Origin of the sequence: Bacillus sp. 2D03 (assembly GCF_003946765.1) — a bacterium.
In the GTDB taxonomy this organism is placed as follows: Bacteria; Bacillota; Bacilli; order Bacillales; family Bacillaceae_G; genus Bacillus_A; species Bacillus_A cereus.
This window is the reverse complement of record NZ_RPSJ01000024.1, coordinates 26,426-34,514: the sequence shown is the minus strand read 5'-3', so window position 1 is coordinate 34,514 and position 8,089 is coordinate 26,426. Positions and strand designations below refer to the sequence as shown.

Here is an 8,089-nt window from a genome sequence, read left to right as displayed (position 1 = left end):
AGACAACTCTTGCTTTTGATGCATATTCATAAAAAGCACGTCACCCTTTCTCATTAATATAAGAAAATAGTAACGCGCTTTTAATTTCAAAAATAGCCCGAATCCTTAAGTTGATGGATGTGGGGTACCGCCACATCGCTATCAAGCTAAGAAAATACAACTACCCCCAGAACAAGATTTTGTGCTAATTTGTAATAAAAAAGCTCATTTTTTCGTTTTGGGGATACCTTAAAATTTTAAGTTGATGGGCATGGGATCCCGCCAACATTTTAACGAAAATATACGCTAAGCAAATTCCAACATAAAGCGAGCCGAATTTTCTACTCATAAGAAAAATTTCGGTTCGTTTTATGGTTTCATGACAAGTTGTTTACTGAACAATAAAGTTCTTTATTGGAACAGGCTACTTTCTTCAACAATCGGGCCAGATTGTTGAAGAAGAAATATAATAAAAATACTTTTGATTGTTTTATTAAACGAATTAAACCGCAAAAAACAAGAAGAATTCCCCCCCCTTTTACTAGTACACTAAATTCTATAAAGGGGGGAGATCATGAACAATAAAGCCATTGGATTATTTCAAGGAATTGCGTTATATATTTCAGCTATTCTAGGATCAGGTGTCCTTTTTTTATCGGGGGTAACAGCCTCAATAGCGGGCCCTGCATCTATTGTATCCTGGTTTATCGTTATTATAATTAGTTTTCCGCTTGCTTATTCCTTTGCTAGTTTGGCACGGATATATCCTGATTCCGGTGGAGCAGCAACCTTTGTTAGAAATTCTTTTGGATATCATCTTGGCAATATCGTTGGGTGGTTTTACTTTGTAACAGCAGCAGTTGGTCAAACGATTGTATCTTTAACTGGTGCTTTTTACGTCAGTCAGGCATTTGGATTTTCGCATTTTGAAACAATTTTAATTGCCGTCTTTATTTTGGTAATTGCAGGTGTTTCCAATTATTACGGCGTAAATGTTAGTGGTAAAGTTGCATTGATTTTAAGTTCCTTATTACTGATTCTTTTAGCGTCAGCTGTATTTGTGGCGTTTCCAAGAATACAATGGGGAAATTTTACTCCCTTTGTTCCAAATGGATGGTTTTCTGTCGGGAACGCTATAACGGTTATCTTTTGGTCATTTTTCGGTTGGGAGGCGATTTGTAATCTGGCTGAGCACTTTAAAAGGCCAGAAAAAGATATTGTCAAAGGAGCAGTTATTAGTGCAGTTGTCATTGGATTATTATTTTTAGCGCTAAGCCTTGTCACTATTGGAACGGCCACGTATGGCAGTCAAGAAAGCAACCTGTCTCCTATTGGTGTTATAATGGGAGATACAGTAGGCGGAGGTGCCAAAGTCGTTACAGCTGTTTTAGCTTTAATTATTTGTACAGGGACAGCGAATGCTTTTGTAGCCAGCCTAACGCAATTAGGATATTCATTAAGCAGAGATGGTGCTTTCCCAAAATTTTTCTCAAGGCTGCATGCAACTACTCAAATTCCAAGACAGATGGTATTGTTTGTTATCTGTTTTTCGGTAGCAGGTGTGTTAGTGACAAAAGCTTTGTCACTAACGTTTGATGATATTTTGTTTATACCGACTTCTCTTGGGATTCTAGTTTATGTTCTTTCAATGGCAGCAGGCGTTAAATTATTTAGGAAGAACACACGGGCATGGTGGGCATCGTTAATCTCTTTCATTTTATGTTTGCTGGTGATTCCATTTTTTCAATTGTATATATTTGTTCCGTTAATTGTCGTGGCTATATATGCGATTTATATGATTTTGAGTAATAAGATTTTCGCCTACAAGGGAGGGTTAAATTCTAATGAAGGATCAAAATAACCTTTCCAGAGATACCATGTGGAAAGCAACAGTATCATGTGATTCAGCGTATGACGGGATATTCTTTTACGCAGTCAAGACAACTGGAATTTTCTGCCGGCCTTCTTGCAAGTCTAAGGTTCCTAATTATGAAAATGTATCCTTTTTTTCAAATGCGCACGAAGCTCAAAGGGCAGGCTATCGTCCATGCAAAAGATGCCGATCAGATCTAAATATAAAAATATACGACCCGTTCGAATGCGTTTTGGAAGATACTATGCGATTGATAAAAAATAATTATGTTCAAAACATGTCTTTAAATGAAATTGCATCAAGGGTAGGAGTTAGTCGTTTTCATTTAAATCGGATTTTCAAAGAAAGAACAGGGTATACTCCTCGAATATATTTAGAAAGGATCAGAGTTAAGAAAGCAAAGGAACTTCTCTTGACAACGGTCTTTAATAGTACAGAGATTGGTTATCAAACAGGCTATCAAAGTGTATCTAGCTTTTATAATGCATTTAAAAGAAATACAGGATTTTCACCGAGTCAATTCCGTGCTTTCCATAGTGGAAATACCGTAAACCAAGAACTTGACTGAATTCACGTTCTTTAACAAAAGATAACATGAATTAACAAGAGTGCTTTGTACTCATCGTATTTTTTGATAAATCATTACTGATTGATTAAAAGTAAGCAACTTTGTATTGAACAATAATAAGCCATTTTTTCTCTGTTATAGAATTGTAAGCTTTTTAATTCAATCCTCAACAAACGGGCAGGATTATTGAACAAGTTTTATGAACTTTAGTGGTAGCATCATTAGTGAAATGCTTTATAACAACTAATTAAGGAGGGATAGAATATGAGAAATAACTTTCAAATCGTTGCGTTACAAGAGAAGGAGTTTAATAACCTATTTCTAATGAACGAAGAAGTATTAAAAAGTATCGGGGCAGTCAAAATAATAGCAAATAAAAATCCTGGATATCCTTGCAGGATAAGTTTGAAGGATGCAGAGGTAGGAGAAGAGGTAATTTTACTGAATTACCAATATCATAGTGTTAATTCGCCTTATAAAGCAAGTGGTCCTATATTTATACGAAAGGGAGCAACTACTGCTAAGCTAGATGTAAATGAAATTCCGCATATGTTACATCATAGGTATCTATCTGTACGCGGCTACAATGCTGACTCAATGATTGTAGAAGCAAGGGTTACAGAAGGTGTCAATTTAAGAGAAAATATAGATGAAATTTTTGATAATAAAGAAGTAGAATATATTCACATTCTTAACGCTAAACCAGGATGCTATAACTGCCTTGTTAATAGAGTGTGAAAAAATTGAAAATGCAAACTTCTATTATCCTATAAGGGGTACCACCAATCGCTATCAAGCTAATTCAACAAAATCCCCCCTAAAATGTAAAAATACTCTGCTATCTAGTGAACAGTTTTATACTTTCCGAATAATAGTCAAATAAATGGATGATACTATACTTATATAATCATTATCAGGAGGATCTGCAGATTTGCAGATTCTTTTTTATTTTATCGAAAGTAAACTTTTAGCCAGCAGTTTATTTTCCTACTATTGATTTTTTATACGTATTTGTTGAAAAATCAAGGAGCTGCAAAAAAATACTATACCGAAATTTAGTTCGGTAATAGTAACGTGCATATAAAAGATCCCACTTTGGTATATCTCCGAAAGAGTCATAAAAATCTATGTTTTTTTAATTCAGTTGCAAACTACAAAACTTCTTTTGAAAGAAATGTACATACAAATTATATTTTATTCCATAACTCTCTAACTTTTGTTCATGGTAGTCTGATATTGAAAAAATATAATATTTGGTACGACATGACTTTGTTTTTTTATAAAGTTTTGTAATTAAACTATAATATTGTATTTTTTTTTGTATTATTGAAATTAGTAATAATAAAATGTATTATTGAAAAGCACAATTTATAATTCAAGTAATCAGGACTATGCGCCCATTATAATTTGAACATTCAGAAATTATAATATTGTCTAAAAATGAGGTGAGATTCATAGAAACAGTACATATTAAATGGTATGGAATGTATAGTATAAATGATTTTTATAATAGGGAAGAAGCTTCTAAGAAGGGGATATTTGCAATCTCTAGAGTATGTGCTAAGAGTGTAACATTGCTATATATAGGACAAACCAAAAGAAGCTTTATACAAAAGATAAGGGAACTTAACAAGGAGTGGCCTTTCGATGAGAGCGAATTAAAGATTACATTAGGAATAATAGAATTTCCTAGTGGTGAAATTTACTCTGAAAAGAAGGTAAAAGAGATAAAATCCCTTTTGATTTTACGACATACCCCATTAGAAAACGAAACATCTTTATTATACTATAGAGGGAAATTTAATTTAAAAATTATAAATAAGGGAAGAAGAGGTTTAATTGTTAAAAAGCTTTCTACAGGAGATCTAATATGGACATAATTGGAATCACCTTTGAATAAAATTGAAGGTTTCTTAAGTGCAGAAGCTTATCAATTTTTAATGTATTAAACTATTTTGAATAACATATGTCAGATACTTGAAAAAACACAAATTTTATTATGATATGAAATCCTGTATGGAAAGTGTAGTTTATTTCTATTGTTTAATAAAAATATTAAGAATTTTAGGGATAATACATAAAGAGTAGAGGAGAAAGTAAACACGGAGGTTTGAAGAATGGGACAAGTAAGCAGATTTCAAGAAAAACAACAGAATCGTCGTCAAAAGGCAATTTTTAATATTGCATTTACTTTGGTATTAGTGACAGTTGGTATAGTGACATACCAATTGTTTACCCCTTCTAATACATCAACGAAAGCAATTGCTCAAGAAAAGAAAGTAAAAAAGATAGAAGAGAAGAAAACTGAAGATAAAGAAACAGCAAAGATAGAAGAGAAGAAAACTGAAGATAAAGAAACAGCAAAGATAGAAGAGAAGAAAACTGAAGATAAAGAAACAGCAAAGATAGAAGAGAAGAAAACTGAAGATAAAGAGGCAGCAAAGATAGAAGAAAAGAAAAATGAAGATAAAGAGGCAGCACAGCTAGAAGAGAAATCAAAAACAGAAAAATCGGTAAAAACGAACGGAACTGAAAATAATGAGGAAGAAAAAACGGCATCTCAAGAAAAGGGTTCTCAAACTAATCCTTCTTGGAAGCCAATTGGTACCGAGCAAGGAGCAAAACCTGAAATGAAATTTAAAGAAGGAACAGTAGATTGGAGTGAGATGAAAAAAGCAATTTCTTATGCTGTTGATGTTCCAGAGAGCCAATTGATTTTCGATTTTATTGGGAATAATGGTAATAATAAAGCCTACGGTAATGTACGAGATAAGCAAAATAATAAAAAATATAAGGTTAATATTGATTGGGTAGAAAATCAGGGGTGGAAACCAGTATCTGTACAAGTGGTAAGATAAATAATAGAAATGTAATGATGTAAATCAGCTGTCCATATGGACAGCTGATTATTTTTTTGCTTAGCGTATTTTTTTGAAAATGCTGGTGGTACCTCGTTGAGAAACATGAATTAAATCTATATTTTGTTTTATTTACCTCACTACTTTATCCATAACTTCTTTATATTTATAATAGTAATTAGTTTCAAATAAATAGTTGTATGGAAGAAAATGTTCCTTGTAAGTAGTAAGCATCCTTTGCAATTTTAATTTATAATTATTTATAAAAAAGAAAAGACACCCTAAGGTGCCTTCCTTCGACTTGAACCATCTTAATTTTAATAATATATTGGACTCCCATCCAAATATTATTTTACCATGTTAAATTGTTTTATTCATTGAGAAATATAGTTTCATTTTATATTTAAAAGAATTCTATAGGCTAGAACCACCTATTAATTAGGGGGAACTGACATGTTAAGCTAATATTATAATACTTCTAGAACGGAAATTTTGAGCAAGATGTATACGAGCCACATATTAAAAAAAAGACACTCTCAAGAGTGCCTCTCCTTAGCAGCCGAATCCGCCGCCCCAACAGCTAGCGCCAACGATGATTAATAAGATGAAGAGCACAACAAGTAAGGCAAATCCGCCGCCGAAACCACAGCCTCCACCACAACTACCGCCATAGCCCATATTAACTCCTCCTTCCATAAAGACCATTTATTAATGGATTTAATTTACTTTATGTTTTTAAGGATGAATGGAGCAGGTCCTTAAAAAAATAAAAGGACTTTGGAAGTTAAAAAGAGTTGACGACCTTATTTTTGTCACCGACATTTCGTCTTCTACATATTGTATTTTATTCTGTGTATTGGGGGAAGGAGGATCTTATGGCTAATTCTGAGATGATTTTACGTTTACTTACGGATTTAAAGATTGAACAACAATTGCTGAAAGAACAGTTAGAGAAAATGCAAACAGCTGTGACTATTCTTGAAGAAAAATCAGTGACGCTTAAAGAAAAACCAGCGACTCTTAAAGAAAAAACAATGACTCCTGAAGAAAAACCATCTGTTTCAAAGCAAAGAGCTTTTTCTGGACGCCCAACATCTTTTCGTGATTGGAGAGCATCTAGTCAAAAAAATTAGGGAATGTTATGTGAAATGATAAGTAAAAAAGTACAGTCTGCTGTAGAAAAGACTGTACTTTTTTATGTTAGTAGAGAATGTTAAGGGAGACGTATTTATTTTGCCTATTCCAATTCCACTTTTAATTGGAGCTCTTTATCTAACGTATCATTATTAAATTTTAAAGTTAATCCTTGCGTGTTTTTCGGTACATCAAATACAATGTTTCCGTCCGAATGTTCATCAGGGCTAACAATACCAAATTTAAATGTAGAGGTATTTGCAGCTTTAAGTACAGATTGATGTTCATTGGAAATGTGATATTCTCTTCCAAATCCATCAATTAATTTAAAGTTGTTAATATCTAGTGTAATGGGTTCTTCTTTACGATTATAAACTGCGATGTCTAATACTTTAAAGACACCTTGTGCTTTAACTTCTCCAGTCCCTAGAACATCTAATGACTCGGCAGATCCCATTGACATGTATACATCAGAGGAATCTACATTGGTAGGAAGTTCTTTTTGCGAATCCTTGCTGCTAAGTTTGTCATTCTCTGTTTTTTTGGAAGTCGCCTGCTCATTTTTTGCAGGCGCATCATGTGAACTGCAAGCTGATACTCCAAACAAGAATGTGCTACATAATAATGATGCTAATAACTTTTTGTTCATCGTTTCTTCCTTCCAAAATAGAAGCACTTTTAATGAGTGCTATATATATTTGTCTTTATATGTATTACATTTTATATCTTATTATATTATTTTTGGAAAGAAAAGGGAAAATGTTGTGCGTTTCTCTGATTCGAATTATTTATCTGTCTAAAAGTTGAAATTAAAATGAGCCCCATAAATGATAAACCATTCCACTAACAAAAAACACTAATCCTAAAAATAAAACAATTAAAGCAAGCATTCCATTTTTATTATGTTCCATAAAATTAGCTCCTTTTTTCATTTACTTACATACAAAAAGCCTTTAGTCGTAATTATGGCTAAAGGCTGTGGTCATTATACTTTTGTGGTCAATATTACTTTATCTAGCTGTATCTGAGTAATATTCCTCAGCAAGAAACTCTTTAATAAGTGATATTTCATTTGTATCTGGATTAAACTTAAATATTTTAATTTGATTAGATTCGCCTTTGTATGCAAATGTATTCTCACCAACTTGGGTCATATTGCTGGTGTTTAAGATAGGATCGCTACCGTGATCAGTAATTTCTACAGTTTTCTCCCGGTCCCAGAATGCAATGATAATAATCAAAATGATAAGACATACCCGTATAAAACGTAATTCTCTTGCAACAGGATGTTCCATCTGTTAGTCTCCTTTACTGTTTGATAGAGTCTGTTTATAAAAGAGATAATTCCTAGGAATATAAATAAAAAAGACACCGTAAAGTGTCTTTTTTATTTTAGTTATGCGCATTACTTAATAAGACGCTAGTTCCTCAGTCTGGCTATGAGTAACTATGTAGGGTAATTCCATTATAACATTTTAACCAGTAATGGGTCTATATGGAATTTTATTGATTTTCTTTTTGATTATTCAGAATGACTTACCGAGTATTTGGATGAGGAAAGCAGTGAGACAGAAGCGACTAAACTTGTTTTAGAAGAGTGTCTTTTTTGTATCATTGTGAGTAGAGTGTAGAGTTATATTTCCCTTTACACAAACATAACGGTATAATATAGTTAAG

At 32.8% G+C, this 8,089-nt stretch carries 9 protein-coding genes; 6 read left to right on the top strand and 3 right to left on the bottom strand.

Features of this window, described 5'->3' with window-relative positions; all coding sequences use genetic code 11:
- Positions 1 to 553: 553 nt before the first annotated feature.
- From EBQ15_RS29850 to EBQ15_RS29830, 5 genes are all read left to right on the top strand, one after another.
- Positions 554 to 1,840 carry an APC family permease gene (locus EBQ15_RS29850; protein ID WP_001060118.1) on the top strand — a complete coding sequence of 429 codons (1,287 nt, stop codon included), beginning with the start codon at positions 554 to 556 and terminating at the stop codon, positions 1,838 to 1,840.
- On the top strand, positions 1,824 to 2,420 hold the full coding sequence (locus EBQ15_RS29845; protein WP_000654819.1) for a bifunctional transcriptional activator/DNA repair enzyme AdaA: 597 nt from the start codon (positions 1,824 to 1,826) through the stop codon (positions 2,418 to 2,420). The genes EBQ15_RS29850 and EBQ15_RS29845 overlap by 17 nt, the downstream gene beginning before the upstream one ends.
- A gap of 264 nt (positions 2,421 to 2,684) precedes the next feature.
- Positions 2,685 to 3,158 carry a DUF1203 domain-containing protein gene (locus EBQ15_RS29840; RefSeq protein ID WP_001245414.1) on the top strand — a complete coding sequence of 158 codons (474 nt, stop codon included), beginning with the start codon at positions 2,685 to 2,687 and terminating at the stop codon, positions 3,156 to 3,158.
- Between the two features lie 707 nt (positions 3,159 to 3,865).
- The gene (locus tag EBQ15_RS29835; protein WP_002100802.1) at positions 3,866 to 4,300 is read left to right on the top strand and encodes a hypothetical protein; all 435 of its coding nucleotides are present in this window, start codon (positions 3,866 to 3,868) and stop codon (positions 4,298 to 4,300) included.
- Positions 4,301 to 4,537: 237 nt separating this feature from the next.
- Positions 4,538 to 5,278 (top strand): YrrS family protein, encoded by a 741-nt coding sequence (locus tag EBQ15_RS29830; RefSeq protein ID WP_000532025.1) that lies wholly within the window; start codon positions 4,538 to 4,540, stop codon positions 5,276 to 5,278.
- A 552-nt stretch (positions 5,279 to 5,830) separates the two neighbouring features.
- Here EBQ15_RS29830 and EBQ15_RS29825 read toward each other — a convergent pair.
- Positions 5,831 to 5,956 (bottom strand): YjcZ family sporulation protein, encoded by a 126-nt coding sequence (locus EBQ15_RS29825; protein ID WP_000540377.1) that lies wholly within the window; start codon positions 5,954 to 5,956, stop codon positions 5,831 to 5,833.
- A gap of 197 nt (positions 5,957 to 6,153) precedes the next feature.
- Between EBQ15_RS29825 and EBQ15_RS29820 the strand changes: the two genes are divergently transcribed.
- On the top strand, positions 6,154 to 6,411 hold the full coding sequence (locus EBQ15_RS29820; RefSeq protein WP_000013690.1) for a hypothetical protein: 258 nt from the start codon (positions 6,154 to 6,156) through the stop codon (positions 6,409 to 6,411).
- Positions 6,412 to 6,515: 104 nt separating this feature from the next.
- Here EBQ15_RS29820 and EBQ15_RS29815 read toward each other — a convergent pair whose 3' ends face one another.
- Positions 6,516 to 7,061: a DUF4352 domain-containing protein gene (locus tag EBQ15_RS29815; protein ID WP_001035581.1), complete on the bottom strand. Its 546-nt coding sequence runs from the start codon at positions 7,059 to 7,061 to the stop codon at positions 6,516 to 6,518.
- A 361-nt stretch (positions 7,062 to 7,422) separates the two neighbouring features.
- On the bottom strand, positions 7,423 to 7,707 hold the full coding sequence (locus tag EBQ15_RS29810; protein WP_000400961.1) for a YmzC family protein: 285 nt from the start codon (positions 7,705 to 7,707) through the stop codon (positions 7,423 to 7,425).
- Positions 7,708 to 8,089: the final 382 nt, after the last annotated feature.

Excerpts from the sequence above, each read along its gene's own strand:
- EBQ15_RS29850 (WP_001060118.1), top strand. The coding sequence starts at position 554 with ATGAACAATAAAGCCATTGGATTATTTCAAGGAATTGCGTTATATATT.
- EBQ15_RS29825 (WP_000540377.1), bottom strand. The coding sequence starts at position 5,956 with ATGGGCTATGGCGGTAGTTGTGGTGGAGGCTGTGGTTTCGGCGGCGGA.
- EBQ15_RS29830 (WP_000532025.1), top strand. The coding sequence starts at position 4,538 with ATGGGACAAGTAAGCAGATTTCAAGAAAAACAACAGAATCGTCGTCAA.
- EBQ15_RS29815 (WP_001035581.1), bottom strand. The coding sequence starts at position 7,061 with ATGAACAAAAAGTTATTAGCATCATTATTATGTAGCACATTCTTGTTT.
- EBQ15_RS29845 (WP_000654819.1), top strand. The coding sequence starts at position 1,824 with ATGAAGGATCAAAATAACCTTTCCAGAGATACCATGTGGAAAGCAACA.
- EBQ15_RS29820 (WP_000013690.1), top strand. The coding sequence starts at position 6,154 with ATGGCTAATTCTGAGATGATTTTACGTTTACTTACGGATTTAAAGATT.
- EBQ15_RS29810 (WP_000400961.1), bottom strand. The coding sequence starts at position 7,707 with ATGGAACATCCTGTTGCAAGAGAATTACGTTTTATACGGGTATGTCTT.
- EBQ15_RS29840 (WP_001245414.1), top strand. The coding sequence starts at position 2,685 with ATGAGAAATAACTTTCAAATCGTTGCGTTACAAGAGAAGGAGTTTAAT.